Here is a 25357-nt window from a genome sequence, read left to right on the forward strand (position 1 = left end):
TATCTTTCTCAACACGTTCATGGCTACGCCGCCTTGCGCGTCAACTGCGAAACCGCATCCGCGATGCTGGCCAGCGAAGAGAAGGTGCGCCGCGTCAGCATCGTCTCGGGGAATTCGATGTCGAACTCCTCTTCGAGCGCCAGCATCATCTGCACTGAGGCGAAGGAGGTCAGCCCCGCGTCATAGAGATTGGCGTCGTCGGCGAGCGCGCCGAAATTCAGCGGAATCATCGGATGCTGCTCGAGCAGCGAGCGTATCTGGTCAATCATGGAGGCCCCACCTTGCGTTGTGCAGCCGGCAATATCGCAGACGCAACGCAACCGTGGCGTTAACGCCGCAGAGCAGTTTCAACCATGCCTAAGGATCGGTAACGGACCGCAATACAATTTTACGGCTCTCGATTCGGACGGACCTCTGTCCGGCGTTTCTTGTGGCTCTGTATCCGCATCGATATCAAGCCACGCGCTTTCGCCGCCGCCAGCCTTCCGCAAAAGCCTGCCGTCAATCAATCAATCAGATAAATGGTCGACAATAGGCCCTCACTTTGGCCTAATGGTTGCCGCTATCCCATTCGAGAGCTGCTGGGCGATTTTTGGAACGGCGAGACCGGGGTAAGAGTATGAAGTTCACGCTGCGGGCTCTCTTGCCGTTGACCTTGATCGCAGGCTGCTCGTCGAGTGTTGCATCGATCAATCCGGCGAAATACGACGGGATGAGCTGCGCCGAGCTCAACAGCGCGCTCGGCGACACCGCCACCGATATTTCGCGGACGGCGATCAGCCGCGGCAAGGTCGCCAATACCAGTGCCGACTTGGCTGCTCGGCGGCGAGCGCGTGAAGACGGTCGTGGCCAATCGCGATACCGCCAGGATCGAGCGGCTGCAGCAACAGCAGCAGGCGATCATCGCGGCCAGGAAGAGCCGCTGCCCGTCCTCGCAGTGACCAGGGCGTCGCCGAGCAGCGGAAGTCTCAAGCGCTGATGCGGAACCTGGTCGTATCGATCGCCGCCTTCATCAATGTCTGCGTGTAGGCTTCCCGCGGATTGCCGAAGATCTCCTCGGCCGCCCCTTCCTCGACGATCTTTCCCTGCTTCATGACGATGATGTAGTCAGCCATGGCGCGCACCACTGCGAGGTCGTGGCTGATGAAGAGGTAGGACAGTCCGTGGTCCGCCTGCAGCTTGCGCAATAGCTCGACGATCTGCTTCTGCACCGAGCGGTCGAGCGCCGAGGTCGGCTCATCAAGCACCACTACTTTCGGCTTCAGGATCATAGCGCGGGCAATGGCGATGCGCTGGCGCTGGCCGCCGGAGAATTCATGCGGATAGCGGTTGCGCGCGTTCGGGTCGAGGCCGACCTCGCGCAGCGCCTCGACGGCACGCTGGTCGCGCTGCTTGCCCGTCAGCGAAGGCTCGTGCACCAAAAGCCCTTCGGTGATGACCTGGCCAACCGTCATGCGCGGCGACAGCGAGCCAAACGGATCCTGGAAGACGAGCTGCAATTCGCGCCGCAGCGGCCGCATCGCGTGGCGGTCGGCCTCTGAGATGTCGCGGTCGCCAAAGCGGATGACACCGTCGCTGGGGAGCAGCCGCAGCAGCGCGCGGCCGAGCGTCGATTTGCCGGAGCCGGACTCGCCGACGATGCCGATCGTCTGGTTGCGCTTCAGCCGGATCGATATCTTGTCGACGGCCCGCAACATCAGCGGCTCGCCGCCGAGAAAACCACCGCCGATCTTGAAGACGACCTCCACGTTGCGGCCCTCGAGCAGCACGGGCGAATTGGCGGGCGCGGCCGCCTTGGTGCCGGTCGGCTCGGCGGCGAGCAGCATCTTGGTGTAGGCGTGCTGCGGATTGGCGAAAAGCGCTTCCGCCTCGCCCTCTTCCACCACCTCGCCCTGGCGCATGACATAGACGCGGTCGGCGAAACGGCGGACGATGCCGAGATCATGGGTGATGAAGACGATCGCCATGCCGAGCTTGCGCTGCAGTTCGGCAAGCAGCATCAGGATCTGCGCCTGAATGGTGACGTCCAGCGCCGTCGTCGGCTCGTCGGCGATCAGAATATCGGGATCGTTCGCCAAAGCCATCGCGATCATGACGCGCTGGCGCTGGCCGCCCGACATTTCGTGCGGATAGGATTTCATCCGCCGCTCGGGATCGGGGATGTGCACCAGTCTCAACAGCTTCAGCGCCTCTTCACGCGCGGCCTGGGCACTCAGGCCGCGATGGCGGCGGATCGGCTCGATGAGCTGGTTGCCGATGGTGTAGAGCGGATCGAGCGAGGTCATCGGCTCCTGGAAGATCATGCTGATCTTGCGGCCGCGAACCTTGTTGAGCTCGCTCTTGGTCATCTCCAGGAGGTTGCGGCCGCGGTAATCGACCTGGCCGGTCGCTTCGCCATTGGAGGAAAGCAGGCTCATCGCGGCCATCATCGTCTGGCTCTTGCCGGATCCGGATTCGCCGACGACGGCGACGGTCTCGCCGGCATTGACCTTTATGCTGATGCCCTTCACCGCCTCGACCGTGCCGTCGAGGGTCTGGAAGCGGACGCGCAGGTCCTTGACGCTGAGGATCGTTTCGGAAGCCATGTCAGCGATCCCCATCCTTATCGATCTTTGGGGTCGAGCGCGTCGCGCAGGCCGTCGCCGACAAAGTTCAGCGCGAACAGCGTCGAAACGAGGAAGAAGGCCGGGAACAACAGCAGCCAGTTGGCATAGCCGATGTTCTTGGCACCGACCGAAATCAGCACGCCCCAACTGGTCATCGGCTCCTGCACGCCAAGCCCGAGGAAGGACAGGAAGCTTTCCAGGATGATGACCTGCGGCACCAGCAGCGTCATGTAGATCACCACCGGCCCGAGCAGGTTGGGGATGACGTGGCGCACGAGGATGCCGCGCTGGCCGACGCCCATCGCTTCCGCCGCCTGAACGTATTCTTGCCTGCGGATCGACAGCGCCTGGCCGCGCACGATGCGCGCCATGTCGAGCCACAGCACCGCCCCTACCGCCAGGAACATCAGCACGAAGTTGCGGCCGAAGAACACCACCAGCATGATGACGAAGAAGATGAAGGGCAGCGAGTAAAGCACGTCGACGATGCGCATCATCACTTCGTCGACCCTGCCGCCGGCAAAGCCGGCCGTCGCGCCGTAGATCACGCCGATGACGCCGGCGACGACACCGGCAAGCAGGCCGATCGCGAGCGAAATGCGCCCGGCCATCAGCGTGCGAGACAACAGATCGCGCCCGGTGTTGTCCGTGCCGAAGAAGAAATACTGCTGCTTGACGGCCGCGCTCATGGTCAACTCGAGCCCATCGGGCGACTTGCTCTCGATCTTCGTGTCGTCGAAGGCGTCGGAGCGGTCGAGATAGCGGATATTGCGGTCGTCGATCGGCTTCTTGGAGGTGACGGTGACGACGACGCGGCTGCCGTCCTGGTGCCACTCCTTGATGTCGACGCGCATGCGTTTGATCGCGTCGCTCAGCGCGCCCTGGATCATGTCGGGCTTCGGATAGGCCGACAGGCTCGGCGGCGTGCGCACATAGTCGCCGTAGATGGTCGTGTATTCATGCGGCACGACCATAGGGCCGAATACGCTGATGACGGCAATGAATGCCAGATAGTAGAGGCTGAACATGGCGGCGCGGTTGCGCTTCAGCCGCGCCCAGGCATTGCCCCAGAGCGAGCGGCCGACGATCGGCTCCGGAGCGGCTACGGCAAGCTCAGTCATAGCGCACCCTCGGATCGACGACCGCATAGAGAAGATCGACGATCAGGTTGAAAACGATCGTGAAGAGCGCGATCACCACCACGGTTCCCATGACCAGCGTGTAGTCGCGGTTGAGCGCAGCGTCTACGAAGTAGCGGCCGACGCCTGGAATGGAGAAAATGGTCTCGACGATGATCGAGCCGGTGAGCAGCGCCGCCGCCGCCGGACCGGTGAAGGAGACGATCGGCAGCACGGCGCCGCGCAGCGCGTGCTTGATCACCACCGACCAGTCGGAGAGGCCGAGCGCGCGGGCGGTGCGGATGTGGTGCGAGCGCAGGCTCTCGATCATCGAGCCGCGCATCAGGCGGGCGACGATGGCGATCTGCGGCAGGGCGAGCGTCAGCACCGGCCCGACCTTGTTGATTAGGGCGCCGTCGCCCCAGCCGCCGATCGGCAACAGCTTCCAGGAAAGGCCGAAGACGAGCTGGATCACCGGCGCGGTGACGAAGGTGGGGATGGTGCTGCCGGCCGTGGCTAAGGCGATCACCGAATAGTCGGCTATTTTATTCTGATTGAGCGCCGCGATCGTGCCGAGGATCGAGCCCAGCAGCAGCGCCAGCACCAGCGCCGAGGTACCGATCTGCACCGAGATCGGCAGGCCCTTGGCGAAGAGTTCGGTGACGGTGAAATCCGGCAGGTTGTAGCTCGGTCCGAAACTGCCGCGCAAAAGATTGCCGAGATAGTGGAGATATTGCAGCCAGAGCGGATCGTCGAGGCCGAACTGGGCTTCGAGATTGGCCCTGATCTCGGGGCTCAAGCCCCGCTCCTGGTTGAACGGGCCGCCTGGGGCGACGCGGATCAGGAAGAACGCCACCGTCACGATGACGAACAGCGTCGGGATGGCGGTCAATAGCCGCCGGAAGACATAACGCAGCATCGGCGCCCCGCTTCAGCCAGGGCGACGGCTCTCCAGACGAGATCGTGGCGCGCTGGCATCTCTGATCTTCGCACCGGCGTCGCCGAAAATACAATGCGACTTTCGGCCCGGCACGACGACAAACCGCGGCCGCCGCTCCCTAAAAGAGAGCGGCGGCACGGCCAAGGTTCCTTGTCAGTCCTTGGAGATGAAGCGAGACGGATGAATGTCCATGACATTGTCCTCGAAGCCATGCAGCTTGGAGGAAACGATGTCGTGGTAGCTGTAGTAGAGCAGCGGGATCTGGCCGACATCGTCGACGAGGATGCGCTCCGCTGCGGCGAGGTCCTTCATGCGCTCCTCAGGCTTGCCGCCGGCGGCGGCTGCCTTGTCCATGGCGGCTTCATAGGCAGGGCTGTTGTAGTTCGAGTAGTTGTTGCCGCTCGCCTTGCGCGAGATGCCGAGGAAGGTCTCCGGATCCTTGTAGTCGGCGATCCAGGCTGCGCGGGCGACGTCGTAGTTGCCCTTCTGCTCGAGGAAGCCATAGTGGGTCTTGGTGTCGGTGTTGAGCAGCGTCACCTCGATGCCGAGCGGCTTCAGCTGTTCCTGGATGGCGACCGCCGTGTTCTTGTGGTTCTCCGAGGTGTTGTAGCGGATCTCCATCTTCAACGGATGCTCGGGTGTATAGCCCAGCTTTTCCAGCACTTTCTTGGCCGCATCCTCGCGGTCGATCTGAGACATGTCGGCGTATTTTGCCAGTGCCGGCGTGTAGCCGTCGATGCCCGGAGGAACCATCGAATAGCCGGGCAGCATCGAGTTCTGCCAGACCTTCTCGGCGAGGAAGTCGCGATCGATCGCCATCGAGATGGCGTTGCGCAGCTCGACGTTGTCCCAAGGCGCCTTGTCGGTCTTGACCGCATAATAATAGGTGCCGAGATATGGCCCCACACGGATCTGGTCACCGAATTTGGTTTTGAGATCGGCGAGCTGTTCGGTCGGCAGGTCGCCATAGCTGTCGAGTTCGCCGGCCTCGAAGCGCTTCATCGCGGACGAGCGATCCTCGGTCGGGATGTAGTTGACCACGTCGAGCTTGACGCTGGCGGCGTCCCAGAACTTCGGGTTCTTGACCAGTTTCATATGGTCGTTGGGAACCCACTCCGCCAGCGTATAGGCGCCGTTGGAGACCAGCTTGCCCGGTTTGATCCAGTCGGCGCCGAGCTTGTCGATCGAAGCCTTGTTGACCGGATAGGTCGCCTGGTGGGTCAGCATCTCCAGGAAGTAGGGCGTCGGAGCCTTCAGCGTGACTTGCAGGGTGTTGGCGTCGATCGCCTTCACGCCCATATCCTCCGCCTTGCCTTTCTTGGTGTTGAAGTCCTCGGCGCCTTTCACCGGATAGAGCATCGAGGCGTATTCTGCAGCGGTGGCCGGGTCTTCCAGCCGATGGAACGAGTAGACGAAGTCGTCCGCCGTCACCGGGCTGCCATCCGACCACAGGCCGTCCTTGCGCAGCTTGAAGGTGTAGACAGTGCCGTCGTCGGACACCGTCCAGCTTTCGGCGGCGCCCGGAATGAGGTTCGTCTTCGGGTCATGCATGACGAGGCCCTGGAACAGGTCGCGTATAATATCGGCCTCGTAGACGGTCGACGTCTTGTGCGGATCGACCGTCTCCGCCTCGGCAGCGGATCCGCGATTGTAGACGGTCTCGGCAAAGGCAGGCGTGTAGAAGGCACCGGTCGCCAAAGCCATCGTGGTGGCGAACACGGTCGCCTTCAGCAGGTTTTTCAGCATGAAGTTTCTCCCTTTGGGCGCGGCCCCTCAACCACGCCTTGAGTGTTGACGCCCCGGAACCGTCAACGGGTCCCTTTTGAGCGCGCCCCCGGTTCCCTTCCGGCGGCTGGTGGCGGGAGACTAGACAGAGGAATATCTTATTTCAACTGCCCGCTGCTTGACGTTGAGTGAGCAGCGTTTCGCTAAAACAGCGATATCTAAAGCTTAGGCGCCCCGTTCAACTGTGTGCACCTTTCGGTTGTTCCAGCCGTTTTCTGTTTTTGCAAGCAGGTTTTGGCATTCTCCGGCCCATGCTGAAGAACCGAAATTTCCTTGCTCCTTGGTTCCGTTTCCGGGCTGACGCCGCGGGCACATCGGCGGTCGAGTTCGCCATGCTGGCGCCGATCTTCATCCTGCTGTTGCTCGGAATGGTTGCATACGGAATCTATTTCGGCGCCAGCCATTCGGTCCAGCAGATCGCCGCGGACGCGGCGCGAACGGCGATCGCCGGCCTCAACCAGACGGAGCGCCAGGCGCTGGTCACCGATTTCATCAGCCATGACGTCGCGGGCTATGCTTTTGTCGACCCGAAAAAGCTGACGGTGGACGCCAAGGACAGTACCGTCGACGGCAGCCAGTTCATCGTCTCAGTCAGCTATGACGCGCGCGACCTGCCGATCTGGAGCCTGTTCCGGACACTGCCGTTGGCGGGGACCACGATCCAGCGCCAGTCGACGATCCGGGTCGGAGGCATATGATGCGCTACTCCGCGGGGGGAGTGATGGACGCTGCGCGACGGCTGATCGCCGATGGGCGCGCCAATTTCGCGGTTATGACCGCGCTCTGCACGCCAGTGGCGCTGACGCTGACCGCGTTCGCGATCGATGAGGGCTCGCTCTATAACGAACGCCGCGCCGCGCAGTCGATCGTCGACCTCGCCGCGATCACCGCCGCCGCCAACATCAACAAAGCCCAGCAAGCCGTACTGATGACGTTGAAGGACAACGGAATCACGTCCGTCGCCGTGCAGCAGCAGGGCACCAACATCGTGCCGACCGCCAGCAAGGCGGTCGTCGAGGTCGTGCCCGGACGCTATTCGGGGGTCAGTTCCATCGCGGCCGGCAGCCGCTTCGAAGCGGGCAAGCTGCCCTACAATGCCGTCCAGGTGTCGATGAAGAAGCTCGGCACGCTCTATTTCGCCGCTTCGGTGATGGCCCCGCCGGTGATCGGCACGACAGCCACCGCAAGCGCCCAGCCCGCAGCAGCATTCTCGGTCGGATCGCGGCTCGCCAGCGTCAATGGCGGCATCCTCAACGCGCTGCTCGGCGCGCTTCTGGGCGGCAACCTCTCGCTCAGCGTGATGGACTACAATTCGCTGATCTCGGCCGATGTCGACGTGCTTTCCTTCACCGATGCGCTGGCGACGCAGCTGCGTCTGACCGGTGTTACCTATTCGGATGTGCTCGGCTCGAAGGCAACGGTCGGCCAGATCGCCACCGCGATGGCCAACGTGCCCGGGCTCGACCGCACCGCCAAGCTCGCGCTGCAGACTCTGGCCTTGAGCGCCACCAACTCGGTCAAGATCCCGCTTAGCCATCTCGTCGACCTCGGTTCGGTGGGCAGTCTGGGGCTCGGACAGAAGCCCGCCGGGCTTTCGGTCAGCGCCAGCGCCATGAGCATGCTGAGCGCAGCCGCGGCGCTCGCCAACGGCACGAACAAGGTTACGGTCGACCTCGGGGCGACGATACCGGGACTGACATCGACGACGCTCCAGGTCGCCATCGGCGAACCCATGCAGTCCTCGCCATGGCTGGCGGTGGGAGAATTGGGCACGGTGGTGCGCACGGCGCAGACGCGCATCAAGCTCAATGCCAGCGTCGGGATTGGGAACGGGAACAACGGCAATGGCTTCGGCAACGGCACCGGAAATGGCACAGCCGGCATTAATCTGGGCGGCGGCGTCAAACTGCTTGCCGTCAACCTGCCGCTCAATATCGAGGTCGCTTATGCCGAAGCCAAGCTGACCGACATCAGCTGCCCGACCGGCCGCTCCAGCATCAAGGTCTCCATCGCCGCGCAGCCGGGCGTCGTCGCGGCCCATCTCGCCGACAGCAACGCCAGCGGCTTCGCGGATTTCGGCAAGCCGCAATCCTTCAGCGACGCCGACATCGCCGACGTCAGCCTCAAGATGATGCTGATCAACCTCAATCTGCTGCAGATCAAGGGATCGTCGGCCTTCTCGGTCACCAGCATGGCGCCGACGAACCTGACCTTCAGCGCCACCGAGATCGCCAACAAGGCGATCAAGACAGTGTCGACCAAGAACCTGACGCAGTCGCTCACCGCCTCGCTGGTGAACAACCTGTCGCTGACCGTCAACGCGCTCGGCCTCGGTCTCGACGCGACCACCCTGCTCGGCACGGTGAAGCCGGCGGTGACGACGCTGCTCAACAGCGTCACCGCGCCGGTCGACAACCTCGTCTACAATGTGCTTGCGGTGCTTGGCGTGCATGTCGGCGAGGCCGATGTGCGGGTCACCGGCGCGACTTGCGGACGCTCGGTGCTGGTGCAGTAGCGACCGTCAGCCAATTCTCCCGACGAAGCACCCTACAGGCGGCAGCGCCAGCGCAATTTCTCCGAGAACACCGCCAAGAACGCCGGCGACGTCTACGGCAAGAACCGTTATCTCGACATCGCTGATCTCGGCCGGCAGCGCCCAGTTCGCCGGCTCACCAGCGAAGTTGAAGACGCATAACAAGTTCTCGTTTTCGCGCTGACGGATGAAAGCAAGCACATCGCCCTCCGCCTCTAGGAACCGGATCGAGCCGGCGATCAGCGCCGGATGGCGCTTGCGAAAGGCCAGCATCGAGCGATAGGCGGCAAGGACAGAACCGTCCTCGCCCTCCTGCACATCGACCGCGCGGGCGCGATGCGACGGCGGTACCGGCAGCCAGGGCTTGCCCACGGAGAAGCCACCATTTTCGGCCCCGGCCTGCCACACCATCGGGGTGCGGCAGCCGTCCCTGCCCTTCACGCCCGGCCAAAAACGGATGCCCAGCGGATCGCGCAGGTCCTCATAGGCAAGCTCGGCTTCCTCCAGCCCAAGCTCCTCGCCCTGGTAGAGGCAGATCGAGCCGCGCAGGCAGGACAGCAGCGCGATCGCGAATTTCGCTACCGCATCAGGATTTTCGCCCGGCTGCGTCCAGCGGCTGACATGGCGCATGACGTCGTGGTTGGAGAAGGCCCAGCAGACCCAGCCGTCGGCAACCGCGTTCTCGAACGCCTCGACGCAGCCGCGCACATGGGCGGCCGAGAATTGCGGGCCGAGCAGGTCGAAGGTGTAGCACATCTGCAATTTGTCGCGGCCGGAGGTGTAGGCGGCGAGCGTCTGCAGCGAGCGCTCCTCGTCGCCCACTTCGCCGACGGCGGCACGGTCCGGATATTCGTCGAGCAACGCGCGCAAGCGCTTCAGGAAATCGAGATTCTCGGGGCGCGTCTTGTCGAAGAGATGCTCCTGGAAGGCGTAGGTGGTGGTGGCGACGTTGGTGCCGGCGACGCTTGAAGCCAGCGGAGGGTTGTCGCGCAGCCAGCGGTCGTGGACATAGTAGTTCACGGTATCCAGCCGGAATCCGTCAACGCCGCGCTCCAGCCAGAAGCGCACGGTGTCAAGGACCGCATCCTGCACCTCCGGATTGTGGAAATTCAGATCCGGCTGCGCGGTGAGAAAATTGTGCATGTAGTATTGCCGGCGGGTGGCGTCCCACTCCCAGGCCGGCCCGCCGAACAGCGATTGCCAGTTGTTGGGCGCGCTGCCATCCGGCTTGGCGTCGGCCCAGACATACCAGTCCGCCTTGGCATTGTCGCGGCTGGCGCGGCTCTCGACAAACCATTCGTGCTTGTCGGACGAATGCGAGATCACCTGGTCGATGATGAGCTTGAGGCCAAGCCGGTGCGCCTCGGCGACCAGCGCGTCGAAATCCCCAAGTGTGCCGAACATCGGATCGACATCGCGATAGTCCGACACGTCATAGCCCATGTCGGCCATCGGCGACTTGAAGAAGGGCGAGAGCCAGACGGCGTCGACGCCGAGCGAAGCGACATGGGCAAGACGCGACGTTATTCCCTTGAGATCGCCGCTGCCGTCGCCGGTCGTATCCTGGAAGGAGCGCGGATAGATCTGGTAGATCACGCAGCCGCGCCACCATTCGGCATTGTTACCAGCCATTACGAACCCTTCCCGGCACGGGCCTTTCCGGCCGCCCTGCGCTCGATCATGAAATTGACGGTGCGGCCGGGCAGCGGCCGCGCAAGGTCGATCGCCCGCGTGTCGATCGCCGGACGCCACTCGTAGCCATGTCGCAGCGGCAAGGAGAAGACGCATTGGCGGCGGTCGCCATTGACCATGACGGCAAGGCGACCGCGCTGGCTATCGCCGAGGATCATGACGAGGCGGTGACGGCCGGGATCGTTCCAGTCGGCCTCGCCGAGCGGTGCGCCGGTCTCGGTCAACCACTCGACGTCCGGGATTTCCATTCCGTCTGCAGCTTTGCCGGTCAGGAAATTCGTGTCGGATAACGGCGGAAAGGCACGGCGCAGTTGCCCAAGCGCTGCTGTGTACCGCTCCAGCGCCCGGTCGCGGCCGGCCCAGTCGAGCCAGGTGATGGCGTTGTCCTGCGCATAGGCGTTGTTGTTGCCCTTCTGTGTGCGGCCGAACTCGTCGCCGGCGGTCAGCATGATGGTGCCGCGCGAGGCAAAGAGCGTCGCAAGCAGCGCGCGCTGGTCATCGAAGCGGGCCTTGGCGATTTCGGCGTCATCCGTCTCGCCCTCGACACCGTTGTTCCACGACAGATTGTCATTGTGGCCGTCGCGATTGTGCTCGCCATTGGCCGCATTGTGCTTCTTCTCATAGGCAACGATGTCGGCCAGCGTCATGCCGTCATGCGCGGCGATGAAATTGACGCTGCGGCTCACCGGCTGCCCCGCCCCGCCGAACACATCGGAGGAACCGGCAAGCCGCGTGGCTAAAGCGCCGATCGCGCCCGCGTCGCCGCGCCAAAAGCGCCGGACGTCATCGCGATAGCGGTCGTTCCATTCAAGGTATGGCGGCCGGAAATTGCCGAGTTGGTAGCCGGTCGCGCCAATATCCCATGGCTCGGCGATCAGCACGCGGTCGGCGAGCACGGGGTCGCCGGCGATGGCTTCGAGAAGCGGCGCCTCCGGATCGAACGTACCGTCAACGCGGCCGAGCACCGGCGCCAGATCGAAGCGGAAGCCGTCGACGCCGGCATGGCGGACGAAATGGCGCAGCGTGTCGAGCACCATCCTCTGCACGACCGGGTGGTCGCAGGCGACGGTGTTGCCGGTGCAGGTGTCATTGGCCAGTCGGCCGTCCGGCATGTGCCGGTAATAGGTCCGGGCGTCGAGGCCGCGCAGCGACAGTGTCGGCCCGAGCCGGTCGCTTTCGCCGGTGTGGTTGAATACGAGGTCGAGGATCGTGCCGATACCCGCTTCACGCAGCGTCGCGACGGTGTCGCGCAATTCTGCCAGGCCGTCCGGAGCCAGGCGCGGATCGAGCGCCATGAAGGTGACGGGGTTGTAGCCCCAGGCATTGTTCAGCCCCAGCGGCGGCAGATGGCGCTCGTCGATCGAGGCCGGGATCGGCATCAACTCGACGGCGGAGACACCGAGACGCTTCAGATGCTCGACGACAGCCGGATGGGCAAGCGCCGCGATGGTGCCCCGCTGGGCCTCGGGGACGTCCGGATGCAGCCTGGTGAAGGAGCGGACGTTGAGTTCGTAAATCAGGCCGCCGGGCCGGAACAGCAGCGGCTTCGTGGGCACAGGCTCAGGCAAAGAGCGCGCCACGGCCTTCGGCATGAGCGGCGCAGTGTCGGCGCCTTCATTGCGCCGCGCGGCCAGCCGCCAGTGATATTGGTATGGACGATCGACCTCGACGGCGTAGGGGTCGGCGAGAAGCTTGTTCGGATCGAACCATAAGCCGCGCTCCGGCACGTAGTCACCGTCGGCGCGAAAACCGTAACGCGTGCCGTTCCCAAGGCCGGGGACAAGGAGTGCATGCACGCCCTCGCCTTCCGGGTTGAGTTCCAGCCGGTCGATCTCGCGCGCGCCGCTGTCGTCGAAGAGCGAGACCCAAAGACGCCTGGCCGATGAGGACCAAACGGCAAAGCGGATGCCTTCAGGCGTGATGGTGGCGCCGAGGGTCATGCGGGCGTCTCCCCTTCTCCCCTTGTGGGAGAAGGTGGATCGGCGCGCAGCGCCGAGACGGACAAGGGGTGTTGGAAGGAATGAGGCGTCGATGTTCTGGACGCGGGTTTGCGCCAAGCTGGAGCATCCCTCATCCGTCCGAGCTTCGCTCGGCCACCTTCTCCGACAAGGGAAGAAGGGGAAATCCTCACCACTTTCAAGTAATCACGCTCGGCTTGTTGCGGCCGGTGTGGCTCTTGATGCCGGCGATGTCGTCGGCGGCGGCGATGAGGTCGGCGAGCGCTTCCTGCGTGTCGAGGTCATGCCTCGCCTTGTCGGGCTCGTAACGCTCGATATAGACGCGCAGCGTCGCGCCGGAAGTGCCGGTGCCGGAGAGCCGGAAGACGACGCGCGAGCCGCCCTCGAACAGGATCCTGATCCCCTGGTTTTTGCTCACCGAGCCGTCGACCGGGTCGTGATAGGCGAAGTCGTCGGCGCTGGCGATCTTCATGCCGCGCACGCTGGTGCCGGGCAGCGAGCCGAGCTTGGCGCGCAATTCGTCGACCAGTGCGTTGGCGCGGTCTGTCTCGACCTCCTCATAGTCGTGGCGCGAATAATAGTTGCGGCCGTAGGTTTCCCAGTGCTTGGTGACGATGTCCTTGCAGCTCTCGCCCCGCACGGCGAGGATGTTGAGCCACAGAAGCACGGCCCACAGCCCGTCCTTCTCGCGCACATGGTTGGAACCGGTGCCGGCGCTTTCCTCGCCGCAGATCGTCGCCATGCCGGCGTCGAGCAGATTGCCGAAAAACTTCCAGCCGGTCGGCGTCTCGTAGATGCCGACGCCGAGCTTCTCGGCGACGCGATCGGCCGCTCCGCTGGTCGGCATCGAGCGGGCGATGCCCTTCAGGCCTTCCTTGTAGCCGGGCGCCAGATGCGCGTTGGCGGCCAGCATCGCCACCGAATCCGAGGGCGTTACGAAGATGCCCTTGCCGATGATCAGGTTGCGGTCGCCGTCACCGTCGGAAGCGGCGCCGAAATCCGGCGCGTCCGGCCCAATCATCTCGTCATAGAGATGTTTGGCATGGACCAGGTTCGGATCGGGGTGATGGCCGCCGAAATCGGGCAGCGGCTTGAAATTGCGGCAGGTCCCGTTCGGGGCGCCGAGCCTACGCTCGAGGATCTCCTTGGCATAGGGGCCGGTCACCGCGTGCATGGCGTCGAAGCGCATGCGGAAGCCATATTTGAAATTGGCGCGGATGGCGTCGAAGTCGAACAGGCTCTCCATCAGCTCGGCATAGTCCTTGACCGGGTCGAACACCTCGACCGTCATGCCGCCGGCTTGGAAGGTGCCGATCGTGTCGATGTCGACGGTGCCGATGTCGGCGATCTTGAAGCTCGAGATCGTCTTGGTCTTTTCGAAGATCGCGTCGGTGATCTTCTCCGGCGCAGGGCCGCCATTGCCGGCATTGTATTTGATGCCGAAATCCTCGTGCGGGCCACCCGGATTGTGGCTGGCCGACAGGATGATGCCGCCAAAGGTCTTGTATTTGCGGATGATGTTGGATGCGGCCGGCGTCGACAGGATGCCGCCCTGCCCGACCATCACCTTGCCGAAGCCGTTCGCAGCGGCCATGGCGATGGCCGTCTGGATGACCTCGCGGTTGTAGAAACGGCCGTCGCCGCCGATCACCAGCGTCTTGCCCTGAAAACCCTCCAGCGCGTCGAAGATCGACTGGATGAAGTTCTCGGCATAGTGCTCCTGCTGGAAGACAGGCACCTTCTTGCGCAGGCCGGAGGTGCCGGGCTTCTGGTCGGTATAGGGTTTGGTGGGGACGGTCCGTATCATGCTTCAGGCAGCCCTTTTTGAAAGCAGCAAGCGATAGAGTTCGACATATTTGTCGGCGCTCTTGTCCCAGGAAACGTCGGCCTTCATGCCCTGGCGCTGGAGCGAGGCCCAGGCGGCTGGTCTGGCATGCGCCTCGACCAGGCGACGGATGGCGTGCAGGAGGGCGCCGCCATTGTTCGGCGCGAATTGGAAACCGGTGGCGACGCCGGCCGAAAGTGCCGCCTCGTTGGCGTCGATGATGGTGTCGGCGAGGCCGCCGGTGCGGGCGACGACCGGCACGCAGCCATAGCGCAATCCATAGAGCTGGGTCAGGCCGCAGGGCTCGAAGCGTGAAGGGATCACGATGGCGTCGCAACCGCCCTGCATGATGTGGGAGAGCGCCTCGTCATAGCCGATGACGACGCCGACGCGGCCGCGATGCCGCGCGGCCGCGGCGAGCAGCGAGCCTTCGAGGCCGGCATCGCCCGAGCCCAGAACCGCCAGCCGTGCTCCGCGCTGAACGATGCCGTCGACGACCGCGGCCAATATGTCCATGCCCTTCTGCCAGGTCAGACGGCTGACCACGCAGACGATCGGGCTGTCGTCAGGCTCGAGACTGAAACGGTCCTCCACGGCCTTGCGGTTCAGGGCGCGCGCTTCCAGCGTCTCGGCCGAGTAGTTGGCTACCAGGTGCTTGTCGGTCGCCGGGTTCCAGATGTCGACATCGATGCCGTTGACGATGCCGTAGAGGTCGACGGCGCGCATGTTGATCAGGCCGTCGAGGCCCATGCCGAATTCCGGCGAGCGGATTTCCTGCGCGTAGGTCGGGCTCACCGTGGTGATCGCCCAGGCGGCCTGCAGGCCGGCCTTGAGGAAGCCGACGCCGCCATAGTATTCGACGCCATCGAGCTGCATCGCCACGCCCGGCAGGCCGAGCTCGCCGAAAATGCCGGAGCCGAACTGTCCCTGAAAAGCAAGGTTGTGCACGGTGATCAGCGACGGCACGCCGATCGCGTTGCCGTAGCGCATATAGGCGAGCGTCATTGCCGACTGCCAGTCATGGGCATGCACGATATCTGGCTGGTAGCCGGAGATCGCGCCGCCGGCGATGTCGCCGCCGACCTGGCTCAGCGCCGCGAAGCGCCGCCAGTTGTCGGGCCAGTCGGAGCCGGAGGCGGTACCATAGGGCCCGCCCTGGCGGTCGAAAAGATGCGGCGCGTCGAGCACGAAGAGCTCGAGCTCGCCGATCTTGACCGCATGAACCGAAGCCTTGCCGCCCTGCAGCAGCGGGTACTGGTAGACGGCCTTCTTTTTCTTGAAGGCGTCCATCACCACCGGGTAGCCGGGGATGAGCGTGCGCATCGCCACGCCCTTGCTGGCGAGCGCGATCGGCAGGGCACCGGTCACGTCGGCAAGCCCGCCGGTCTTGATCAGCGGGAAGATTTCGGGCGTGACGGACAGAACCTGCATGCGCCTAAGATCCACGGCTAAAGTGACAGCTTGTTGATCAGGCTGACAACTTGCCGATCAACCCTATCAGGTTGACAGCTTGTTGATCATATCCTGAGTGATCAGGCATATGCCCTTTTCCGAAACGCGGAAGCGCTTGGCGTCGAGTGCCGCATCCTCGCCGACCACCAGTCCCTCCGGGATGTGGACGCCATGGTCGATGACGACGCGCTTGAGGCGCGCGTTGCGCCCAACCTGAACGTCGGGCAGCATCACCACTTCCTCGAGCTTCGAATAGGAATTGATGCGCGCGCCGGTGAAGATCAGGCTGCGGCGCAGCGATGCGCCGGAAACGATGCAGTCGCCGGACACCAGCGAGGAGATCGCCTCGCCGCGACGGCCGTCCTCGTCATGCACGAATTTGGCCGGCGGCTTCAATTCGGCATAGGTCCAGATCGGCCAATCCCGGTCGTAGAGATCGAGTTCGGGCGTGACATCGGTCAGGTCGATATTGGCTTCCCAATAGGCGTCCACCGTCCCGACGTCGCGCCAGTAAGGCTCCGACTCGTGCGAGGAGCGGACGCAGGATTTGGCGAAGCGGTGGGCGATCGCCTTACCGTGCTGGACGATGTAGGGGATGATGTCCTTGCCGAAGTCGCGGCTGGATCCTGGCTCGGCCGCGTCGCGGCGCAACTGCTCCATCAGGAACTTGGTCTTGAAGACATAGATGCCCATCGAGGCCAGCGCATGGTCCGGCTTGTCCGGTATGCCGGGCGGGTCGGCGGGTTTCTCGATGAAGGAGATGATGGTGTCCTTCTTGTCGACATGCATGACGCCGAAGCCGGTCGCCTCCATGCGCGGCACTTCGAGGCAGCCGACGGTGACATCGGCGCCGGCATCGACGTGCTGGCGCAGCATCAGCTCGTAATCCATCTTGTAGATGTGGTCGCCGGCTAGGATGACCATGTATTCGGGGCCATAGGCCTCGATGATATCGATGTTCTGGTAGACCGCATCCGCCGTGCCCTCGTACCACTGCGTTTCCGAGACGCGCTGCGAGGCGGGCAGGATGTCGAAGCTCTCGTTTCGTTCGGGGCGCAGGAAGTTCCAGCCACGCTGCAGGTGGCGGATCAGCGAGTGCGCCTTGTATTGGGTGGCGACGCCGAGACGGCGAATGCCGGAGTTGAGCGCATTGGACAGCGCAAAATCGATGATGCGCGTCTTGCCGCCGAAATAGACGGCGGGCTTGGCGCGCCGGTCGGTCAGCTCCTTGAGGCGGCTGCCGCGGCCGCCGGCCAGCACATAGGCCATGGCATCGCGCGCCAGCGGCTGGGTTCTCTTGATCTCTGCCATCGTTTGCCTCCCTCCTAAGCTGTCCGGACCTTTGCTTCGTCCGCGACGAATTCCAGCATGATCGTCGACAGCGGCGGCAAGAGCATCGTCGCCGACGTGCCGCCCCCTTCCCTGCTCGCCACGATCATGCCGCCATTGCCCATGCCGGAGCCGCCATACTCGGCGGCGTCAGTGTTGATGATCTCGCGCCACTCGCCCGCCTTCGGCAGCGGCACGCGATAGTTCTCGCGCGGCACCGGCGTGAAGTTGGAAATGACGGCGATCGGGTTGCCGTCCGGCGCGCTGCGCAGCCAGGCAAAGACCGAATTGTCGCGATCGTCGACGATCAGCCAGGAGAAGCCTTCCGGCTCGCAGTCGCGCGCATGCAGCGCCGGGCGCGAACGATAGAGGTAGTTCAAGTCCCGCACCGCCTGCCGGACGCCGCGGTGCGGGGCGTGCTCCAGCAGATTCCAGTCGAGCGCGCGTTCCTCGCTCCACTCGCGGCGCTGGGCGAATTCCTGGCCCATGAACAGGAGCTTCTTGCCGGGATAACCCCACATGAAGGCGTAGTAGGCGCGCAGAGTGGCGAATTTCTGCCAGTCGTCGCCTGCCATCTTGTGGAGCAGCGTGCCCTTGCCGTGCACGACCTCGTCATGAGAGAGCGGCAGCACGAAATTCTCGGAAAAAGCGTAGACCAGGCCGAAGGTGATGTCGTTGTGATGGTGCTTGCGGTAGATCGGCTCCTTGGAGAAATACTCCAGCGTGTCGTGCATGAAGCCCATGTTCCATTTGAAGCCGAAGCCGAGCCCGCCTTCATGCACCGGCTGCGATACCTTCGGCCATGAGGTCGATTCTTCGGCGATCGTCATCACCCAGGGATGATGGCCGTAAAGCTCCTTGTTCATCTTCTGCAGGAAGCTGACCGCCTGCAAATTCTCGCGCCCACCTTTCTCGTTGGGAATCCACTCGCCCGACCTGCGCGAATAATCGAGGTAGAGCATCGAGGCGACAGCGTCGACGCGCAAACCGTCGACATGGTATTTTTCGGCCCAGAACAGCGCGTTGTTGACGAGGAACGACACCACCTCGCGGCGGCCGAAATTGTAGATGGCGGTATTCCAGTCGGGGTGAAAACCCTGGCGCGGGTCGGCATGCTCGTAGAGCGCGGTGCCGTCGAACTTCACCAGCCCATGCTCGTCGACGGGGAAATGCGCCGGCACCCAGTCGAGGATGACGCCGACGCCGGCACGATGCGCGCCGTCGACGAAGCGGGCGAAGCCGTCGGGATCGCCGAAGCGCGCGGTCGGCGCATAAAGGCCGGTCGTCTGGTAGCCCCAGGACGGATCGTAGGGGTGCTCCGAGATCGGAAGGAACTCGATATGCGTGAAGCCGGTTTCGACCACGTAGGGAATCAGCTGCGCGGCGAGCTCGTCCCAGGTGAGGAAGGTGCCGTCATCGCGCCGCTGCCACGAGCCGGCATGGACCTCGTAGATCGAGATCGCCTCGCGCCGCGGATCGGCCTTTTGCCAGAAGCTGCGATGCGCCTCGTCGCCCCATTGATGCGCCATCGGCGGCGCCGTCACCGAAGCGGTCGCCGGGCGCAGCTCGGACTCGAAGGCGAACGGATCGGCCTTGAGGGGCAGGCGCACGCCGTCGGGACCGATGATCTCGAACTTGTAAGGCTGGCCGGCGCCGAGGTCCGGAATGAACAGCTCCCAGATGCCGGTGTCCTTGCGGTCGCGCATGGTGTGCCGGCGGCCGTCCCAGTCGTTGAAGGCGCCGACCACCGAGACGCGCCGGGCGTTGGGCGCCCATACCGCGAAATGCACGCCGGTGGCCCCCTCATGCTCGATGATATGGGCGCCGAGCTTGTCGAAGAGCCTCAGGTGCGAGCCCTCCGCCATGTAGTAGTCGTCCATCGGGCCCAGCACCGGGCCGAAGGAATAAGGGTCGGTCAGCCACCAGTCGCCGCCGGCATTCCTCGCGTGATAGCGCAGCGGCTGACGCTTGCGGATCGACAGCTTGCCCTCGAAGAAGCCGGTATCGTTGCTGCGCACGAGTTCCCCGGCTTCCTTGCCGGTGAGCGTATAGGCGGTGACGCATTCGGCATTGGGCACGAAGCAGCGGGCGACAAAGCCCTTGCCGGCCGCGTGCACACCCAGAATTGCAAAGGGATCGCCATGCGTTCCGGCGACAATGGCCGCGACATCGCCGGCTGGCGCCAGTCCGTCCGGCCCGCTTGTTGCAGCGGTCGCGCGCGGCTTCCTCATCAGGCGGCGTCCCTCCCTGGGAACTATTCTGGTTTGTGGATATGTTGGCCCAAAACGGCTAGGCATTTTTGGGCGACATGCACGTCCACGTTGTCGGCGGCCTCATGCAATCACATCAGACAGGTACGTTCCAGATTTCTTTCGCGTATTGGCGAATGGTGCGATCGGACGAGAACCAGCCGACGCGGGCGACATTGCGGATGGCGCGCGCGTACCAGTCGGGACTGTTGCGCCAGACATCGTCGACCTCGCGCTGGCAGGCGGCGTAGGAGTCGAAATCGGCCGCCACCATGAACCAGTCGCTCTGATAAAGGCCGTTCATGAGGTCGCGGTAGCGGTTGGGATCGTCAGGCGAGAAGACGCCGGAGGAGATCGCCGACACCGCCTGCGACAACTCCGGCGAGGACGCGATCACGGCGCGCGGATTGTAGCCGTTGTCGCGGCGTTCGGCGACCTCGGCGGTGGTGAGGCCGAAGATGAAGATGTTGTCGTCGCCGACGCGCTCCTTGATCTCGACATTGGCGCCGTCGAGCGTGCCGATGGTCAAGGCGCCGTTGAGGGCAAACTTCATGTTGCCGGTGCCGGAAGCCTCCATGCCGGCGGTCGAGATCTGCTCGGAAAGGTCGGCCGCCGGCATCATCACCTCGGCGAGGCTGACATTGTAGTTCGGGACAAACACAACCTTGAGCAGGCCGCGCGTCGAGGGATCGCCGTTGATCACCCGGGCGACGTCGTTGGCCAGTTTGATGATGAGCTTGGCGTTGTGGTAGCTCGGCGCCGCCTTGCCGCCGAAGAATTTAACCCGCGGCATCCAGTCCCGCTCGGGATGCGAGCGGATCTGGTCGTAGAGCGCGATCGCCTCCAGAATGTTGAGCAATTGGCGCTTGTATTCGTGGATGCGCTTGACCTGGATGTCGAACAGCGCTGAAGGATCGAGCCTGATGCCGAGCCGGTCGGCGACTAGGTTTGCAAGCCTCACCTTGTTCTGGCGCTTCACGGCGGCAAACTTCTCGCGGAAAGCGGAGTCGCCGGCAAGAGGATCGAGATCCTTGATCGCTTCGATGTCGTCCATGAAGCGGTTCCCGATCGCTTCGCGGGCAAGCGCGGTCAGGCCCGGATTGCACTGGATCAGCCAGCGCCTGGGCGTGATGCCGTTGGTCTTGTTGTTGATGCGGTCGGGATAGAGCTTGTGGAGATCGGCAAACACCGTCTCCTTCATCAGATCGGTGTGCAGCGCCGAGACGCCGTTGATCGAATGCGAGCCGACGAAAGCGAGGTTGCCCATGCGCACGCGGCGGTCGCCATTTTCCTGGATCAGCGAGATGCGGGCGATCTGCTCGCCCGAGAATTTTCCGGTGGCCCGCGCCTCCAGGAGAACCTGGGCGTTGATGGCGTAGACGATCTGCATGTGGCGCGGCAAGAGACGCTCGAACAGCGGCACCGGCCAGCTTTCCAACGCCTCCGGCAGCAACGTGTGGTTGGTGTAGGCGAAGGTACGCTTGGTGATGTCCCAGGCAAGGTCGAAATCCATGCCGTGAACGTCCATCAGAAGCCGCATCAGCTCCGGCACGGCGACGGCCGGATGGGTGTCGTTCAGGTGGATCGCGGCCTTGTCGGGCAACGATCTCAGGTCGCCGTACTGGCTGAGATGCCGCTGGACGATGTCCTGCAGCGAAGCAGTCGAGAAGAAATATTCCTGGCGCAGCCGGAGCTCCTGCCCGGCCATGTGCGAGTCGGCCGGATAGAGAACGCGCGACAGCGCGTCCGCCTTGTTGCTTTCGGCGAGCGCGCCGATGTGGTCGCCGGCATTGAACTTGTCGAGCAGAATCGGGTCGATCGGCATGCCGGACCAGAGCCGCAGCGTGTTGACGCGCTTGGCGCGCCAGCCCGCCACCGGCGTGTCATAGGCGACTGCCAGCACATGCTCATTGGGCCTCCAGACATGGCGCTCCAGGCGGCCGTCCTTTGAGGTGATCGATTCCACGGAGCCGCCGAAGCCGACCTCGAAGGAACGTTCGCGCCGCTCGAACTCCCACGGGTTGCCGTGGTCGAGCCAGGTCTCCGGCAGCTCGACCTGCCAGCCGTCATGGATCTCCTGCCGGAACATGCCGTTGGCGTAGCGGATGCCGTAGCCGTGGGCGGGAATATCGACCGTCGCCATGCTTTCCATGAAGCAGGCGGCGAGCCGGCCGAGACCGCCATTGCCGAGGGCTGCGTCCGGTTCAAGGCCGGCGATGAGGTCGAGATCCACGCCGAGCGATGCCAGCGCCTCGCGCATGTTCTCCATCAGGCCGAGATTGGAGAAGGCGTCGCGCATCAGGCGCCCGATAAGGAATTCGAGCGAGAGATAGTAAACGCGCTTTTCCTGCTGGTCGTAAGCTTCCTTGGTCGCCTGGATCCAGTGATCGACGACGCGGTCGCGCACCACCTTGATCGAGGCGGTCAGCCAGTCGTAGGGCGTTGCGACGGTGGTGTCCTTGCCGACCCGGTACTTGAGCGACATCAGGACTTCCTCGGCGAGCGTCCTGGGATCGGGGTGGTCGAGAGCGGGGGCTTCGATCGTCATGGCGGGCTTCATGTCGCCTCTCGTTCGGTTGGCCTGATCATAGCGGCTTTCACCGTTTCTCCTACCCCAGTTTGCCGCGCTGCAGCATATAATGTTAAATCGATTTAGGACGGAGTGTCCATCCGATGCACCTGCGGCCAAGTACCATGGTGGGGCGGAGATCAGGCCGCCAGCGCGTCCTCCGGCGGCTTCTTGGCGCCGGTCATGAGCGCGACGGCATCCGACATTGAAATCTGCTTCGGATCGACGACGCATAGACGCCGTCCAAGCCGGTGGATGTGGATGCGATCGGCGACCTCGAAGACATGCGGCATGTTGTGCGAGATGAGCACGATCGGCAGGCCGCGCTTCTTGACGTCGAGGATTAGCTCGAGGACGCGGCGGCTTTCCTTGACGCCGAGCGCCGCCGTCGGTTCGTCCATGATCACCACCTTCGATCCGAAGGCGGCGGCGCGAGCCACGGCGACGCCCTGGCGCTGGCCGCCCGAGAGCGTCTCCACCGCCTGGCTGATGTTCTGGATGGTCATCAGGCCGAGTTCGGTCAGCTTGTCACGGGCGCGCTTTTCCATCGCCGGACGATCCAGCATGCGGAACCAACTGCCGAGCGGACCCGGTTTGCGGATCTCGCGGCCGAGGAACATGTTGTCGGCGATCGACAGTGCCGGCGACAATGCCAGGTTCTGGTAGACGGTCTCGATCCCCGCCTCGCGGGCCTCGATGGGCGATTTGAACTGGACCTGCTTGCCGTCCAGCTCAATCACCCCTTCATCGGGATGCACGGCGCCGGAGATCGCCTTGATGAGCGTCGACTTACCGGCGCCGTTGTCGCCGATCACGGCCAGGATTTCTCCCGGGTAGAGATCGAAGTCGCAGTTGTTGAGCGCGGTCACGCGGCCGTAGCGCTTGGTCAGACCGCGCGCGGTGAGAACAGCCTGCTGGGTCATGGTTACACCGAAACCTTTCTGATCCACTGGTCGATCGCCACGGCGCCGATAATCAGGACACCGGTGAGCAGCACTTTCCATTGCGGGTCAGCGCCCAGCATGTTGAGGCCCATCGAGACGACGCCGACGATCATGGCGCCGAACAGCGTGCCGAGGATGGAGCCGCGGCCGCCAAAGAGCGAGATGCCCCCGATCACGGTCGCGGTGATCGCTTGCAGATTATAGTCGGTGACGGCGGCGGACGGCGAGATCGAGCCGTTGCGGCCGATCGACACCCAGGCAGCGAAGGCGGCGATCAGACCGGCAAGCGTATAGACGGCCATCAGCACGGACTTGGTCTGGATACCGGAGAGTTTCGCCGCTTCCGGGTCGTCGCCGACGGCATAGACATGGCGGCCCCACGCCGTGTGGTTGAGCACATACCACAAGAGCAGCACCAACAGGACCATGGCGATGACGCCGGCCGTCAGCACGGCGGAGCCGACCCTGAAGCTCAGCGCGAAGAGATGCAGCAGCGGCGCCTGAGCGTCGACATCGGCGTCGCGGATCGTCTCATTGGCCGAGTAGATGAAATTGGTGGCCATGACGATGTTCCAGGTGCCCAGCGTCACGATGAAGGGCGGCAATTTCATATAGGCGACCAACAAGCCGTTGAGCATGCCGCAAACCGCGCCTGCGCCAAGCCCAAGCACCACGGCCAGGATTGTCGGCATGCCATAGGTGATGGCGCAGTTGCCCATGACCACCGCCGAGATGACCATCACCACGCCGATCGAAAGATCGATGCCGGCGGTCAGGATGACCAGCGTCTGGGCGGCCCCCAGGATGCCGACGATGGCGATCTGCTGCAGGATCAGCGTCAGCGTGTAGGACGAAAAGAAGCGGCCGCCGATGGCAACGCCGAAGATGATGACCGACAGCACCAGCACGATCAGCGGCACCGCCGCCGGCGTGGAGTGCAGGAAATGCTGGGCGCGCTTGACGAACGACTTGCCGTGCTCGTCGAAGGCCGCGACGCTGGAGTCGCTGCCCGAAAGTACCTTCTCGAATTCCTGAATCTGAGACATGTATCCTCCCGTATGCGCACAGCCTGCTCATTGCTGCGCGCGCCGTCGACGCCTCTTCCGGTCTGTCGCCAGGATTGTCCGCGCTTGACGAAGGCGCATCGTCCACCCGATGCGGCCGAGGATCAAGCCCCCAGCCGCAAGCTTTGTGAACCGTCAGAGCGTCAGCCCCAGCACTTGGCGAGGCCTTCCTTGGTGTCGATCGACTTGACGCCGTTGGCCGGCTTGTCGGTGACGAGATTGACGCCGGTGTCGAAGAAGTTCTTCCCTTCGGTCGGCTTCGGCTTCGTTCCGTCCTTGGCAAATTTGGCGATCGCCTCGATGCCGAGCGCCGCCATCTGCAGCGGGTACTGCTGCGAGGTGGCGCCGATAACGCCCTCGGCAACCGACTTGACGCCCGGGCAGCCGCCGTCGACCGAAACGATCAGCACCTGCTTTTCCAGACCGACGGCCTTGAGCGCCTGGTAGGCACCGACTGCGGCCGGCTCGTTGATGGTGTGGATGACGTTGATGGTGTTGTCCTTTTGCAGGAGGTTCTCCATCGCCTTGCGGCCGCCTTCCTCGTTGCCGTTGGTCACGTCGTGGCCGACGATGCGCGGATCGTCTTCGTCGCCGATCTTGTTGGGATCCTTCACGTCGATGCCGTAGCCCATCATGAAGCCCTGGTCGCGCAGAACGTCGACGGTCGGCTGCGAGGGAGTGAGGTCGAGGAAGCCGATCTTGGCGTCCTTGGCCTTGTCGCCGAGCGTGGCGGCGGCCCAGGCGCCGATCAGCTTGCCGGCCTCCAGATTGTCGGTGGCGAAGGTCGCATCGGCAGCGTCGATCGGATCGAGCGGGGTGTCGAGGGCGATCACCAGCAGGCCGGCGTCACGCGCCTTCTTCACCGTCGGCACGATGCCCTTGGTGTCAGAGGCGGTGATCAGGATGCCCTTGGCGCCGTCGGCGATGCAGCTCTCGATCGCCGCGACCTGGCTCTCGCTGTCGCCATCGATCTTGCCGGCATAGGTCTTCAGGTCGACGCCGAGTTCCTTGGCCTTGGCGGTGGCGCCTTCCTTCATCTTCACGAAGAAGGGATTGGTGTCGGTCTTGGTGATCAGGCAGGCGCCGACGCCCGCAGCCGATGCGGACGAGGCGAATGCGAGCAGGCCCAGCCCGGCCGCCGCGAATACGGTGGACTTCAGCAGCGATTTCTTGGTCACGATTTCCTCCCAATGGAACCATTCCGGACGCCGGCCAACCCGGCGCCTCGAGCGCATCCAACCATTTTTCCCAGCGTGGACGCCACCCCAAAAGACACCAGTCCGCATCATCTGT

Annotated in this window: 18 protein-coding genes; 3 read left to right on the plus strand and 15 right to left on the minus strand. The window is 63.8% G+C overall.

Features of this window, described 5'->3' with window-relative positions:
- Window positions 1-23 precede the first annotated feature (23 nt).
- Complete coding sequence (locus CK221_RS12425; protein ID WP_066997751.1) at window positions 24-269, minus strand: acyl carrier protein; 246 nt, start codon at window positions 267-269, stop codon at window positions 24-26.
- Window positions 270-619: 350 nt separating this feature from the next.
- On the opposite strand from CK221_RS12425, the gene CK221_RS12430 reads away from it, so the two are divergent.
- Window positions 620-979 carry a hypothetical protein gene (locus CK221_RS12430; protein ID WP_348628433.1) on the plus strand — a complete coding sequence of 120 codons (360 nt, stop codon included), beginning with the start codon at window positions 620-622 and terminating at the stop codon, window positions 977-979.
- Here the strand turns inward: CK221_RS12430 and CK221_RS12435 are convergent.
- The 4 genes from CK221_RS12435 to CK221_RS12450 form a co-directional block, all read right to left on the minus strand.
- Entirely contained in the window at window positions 969-2585 is a 1617-nt protein-coding gene (locus tag CK221_RS12435; RefSeq protein ID WP_066998155.1) for an ABC transporter ATP-binding protein, read from the minus strand. The genes CK221_RS12430 and CK221_RS12435 overlap by 11 nt on opposite strands.
- A gap of 17 nt (window positions 2586-2602) precedes the next feature.
- The gene (locus CK221_RS12440) at window positions 2603-3727 is read right to left on the minus strand and encodes an ABC transporter permease subunit (protein WP_095777923.1); all 1125 of its coding nucleotides are present in this window, start codon (window positions 3725-3727) and stop codon (window positions 2603-2605) included.
- The gene (locus CK221_RS12445; protein WP_095777924.1) at window positions 3720-4643 is read right to left on the minus strand and encodes an ABC transporter permease subunit; all 924 of its coding nucleotides are present in this window, start codon (window positions 4641-4643) and stop codon (window positions 3720-3722) included. Before CK221_RS12445 ends, CK221_RS12440 begins: the two co-directional genes overlap by 8 nt.
- Before the next feature lie 174 nt (window positions 4644-4817).
- A complete protein-coding gene (locus CK221_RS12450) occupies window positions 4818-6410 on the minus strand; it encodes a peptide ABC transporter substrate-binding protein (protein ID WP_095777925.1) in 1593 nt (530 codons plus the stop codon).
- Window positions 6411-6700: 290 nt separating this feature from the next.
- Here CK221_RS12450 and CK221_RS12455 point away from each other — a divergent pair, with 290 nt between their 5' ends.
- Window positions 6701-7147, plus strand: coding sequence for a TadE/TadG family type IV pilus assembly protein (locus CK221_RS12455; protein ID WP_095777926.1), 447 nt, complete (start codon window positions 6701-6703; stop codon window positions 7145-7147).
- Window positions 7147-8964 (plus strand): pilus assembly protein TadG-related protein, encoded by a 1818-nt coding sequence (locus CK221_RS12460; RefSeq protein WP_348628434.1) that lies wholly within the window; start codon window positions 7147-7149, stop codon window positions 8962-8964. The genes CK221_RS12455 and CK221_RS12460 overlap by 1 nt, the downstream gene beginning before the upstream one ends.
- A gap of 6 nt (window positions 8965-8970) precedes the next feature.
- Here CK221_RS12460 and CK221_RS12465 read toward each other — a convergent pair whose 3' ends face one another.
- The 10 genes from CK221_RS12465 to CK221_RS12510 form a co-directional block, all read right to left on the minus strand.
- Window positions 8971-10614, minus strand: coding sequence for an alpha-glucosidase family protein (locus CK221_RS12465; protein WP_066997768.1), 1644 nt, complete (start codon window positions 10612-10614; stop codon window positions 8971-8973).
- A complete protein-coding gene (gene glgX / locus CK221_RS12470; RefSeq protein WP_095777928.1) occupies window positions 10614-12614 on the minus strand; it encodes a glycogen debranching protein GlgX in 2001 nt (666 codons plus the stop codon). Before glgX ends, CK221_RS12465 begins: the two co-directional genes overlap by 1 nt.
- 196 nt (window positions 12615-12810) lie before the next feature.
- Window positions 12811-14439, minus strand: a complete 1629-nt coding sequence (locus CK221_RS12475; protein WP_095777929.1) for an alpha-D-glucose phosphate-specific phosphoglucomutase — start codon at window positions 14437-14439, stop codon at window positions 12811-12813.
- A gap of 3 nt (window positions 14440-14442) precedes the next feature.
- Window positions 14443-15888 carry a glycogen synthase GlgA gene (glgA, locus tag CK221_RS12480; RefSeq protein ID WP_095777930.1) on the minus strand — a complete coding sequence of 482 codons (1446 nt, stop codon included), beginning with the start codon at window positions 15886-15888 and terminating at the stop codon, window positions 14443-14445.
- Between the two features lie 66 nt (window positions 15889-15954).
- A complete protein-coding gene (gene glgC, locus CK221_RS12485; protein ID WP_066997781.1) occupies window positions 15955-17220 on the minus strand; it encodes a glucose-1-phosphate adenylyltransferase in 1266 nt (421 codons plus the stop codon).
- Window positions 17221-17234: 14 nt separating this feature from the next.
- The gene (glgB, locus tag CK221_RS12490; protein ID WP_095777931.1) at window positions 17235-19469 is read right to left on the minus strand and encodes a 1,4-alpha-glucan branching protein GlgB; all 2235 of its coding nucleotides are present in this window, start codon (window positions 19467-19469) and stop codon (window positions 17235-17237) included.
- Between the two features lie 115 nt (window positions 19470-19584).
- Window positions 19585-22047, minus strand: a complete 2463-nt coding sequence (locus CK221_RS12495) for a glycogen/starch/alpha-glucan phosphorylase (RefSeq protein WP_095777932.1) — start codon at window positions 22045-22047, stop codon at window positions 19585-19587.
- A 149-nt stretch (window positions 22048-22196) separates the two neighbouring features.
- Window positions 22197-22979: an ATP-binding cassette domain-containing protein gene (locus tag CK221_RS12500; protein ID WP_066997791.1), complete on the minus strand. Its 783-nt coding sequence runs from the start codon at window positions 22977-22979 to the stop codon at window positions 22197-22199.
- Window positions 22980-22981: 2 nt separating this feature from the next.
- Complete coding sequence (locus CK221_RS12505) at window positions 22982-24046, minus strand: ABC transporter permease (RefSeq protein ID WP_066997793.1); 1065 nt, start codon at window positions 24044-24046, stop codon at window positions 22982-22984.
- Window positions 24047-24207: 161 nt separating this feature from the next.
- Window positions 24208-25242: a sugar ABC transporter substrate-binding protein gene (locus tag CK221_RS12510; protein WP_066998169.1), complete on the minus strand. Its 1035-nt coding sequence runs from the start codon at window positions 25240-25242 to the stop codon at window positions 24208-24210.
- Window positions 25243-25357 lie beyond the last annotated feature (115 nt).

The sequence above is a fragment of the Mesorhizobium sp. WSM3868 genome, assembly GCF_002294785.1.
Lineage (GTDB): Bacteria > Pseudomonadota > Alphaproteobacteria > Rhizobiales > Rhizobiaceae > Mesorhizobium.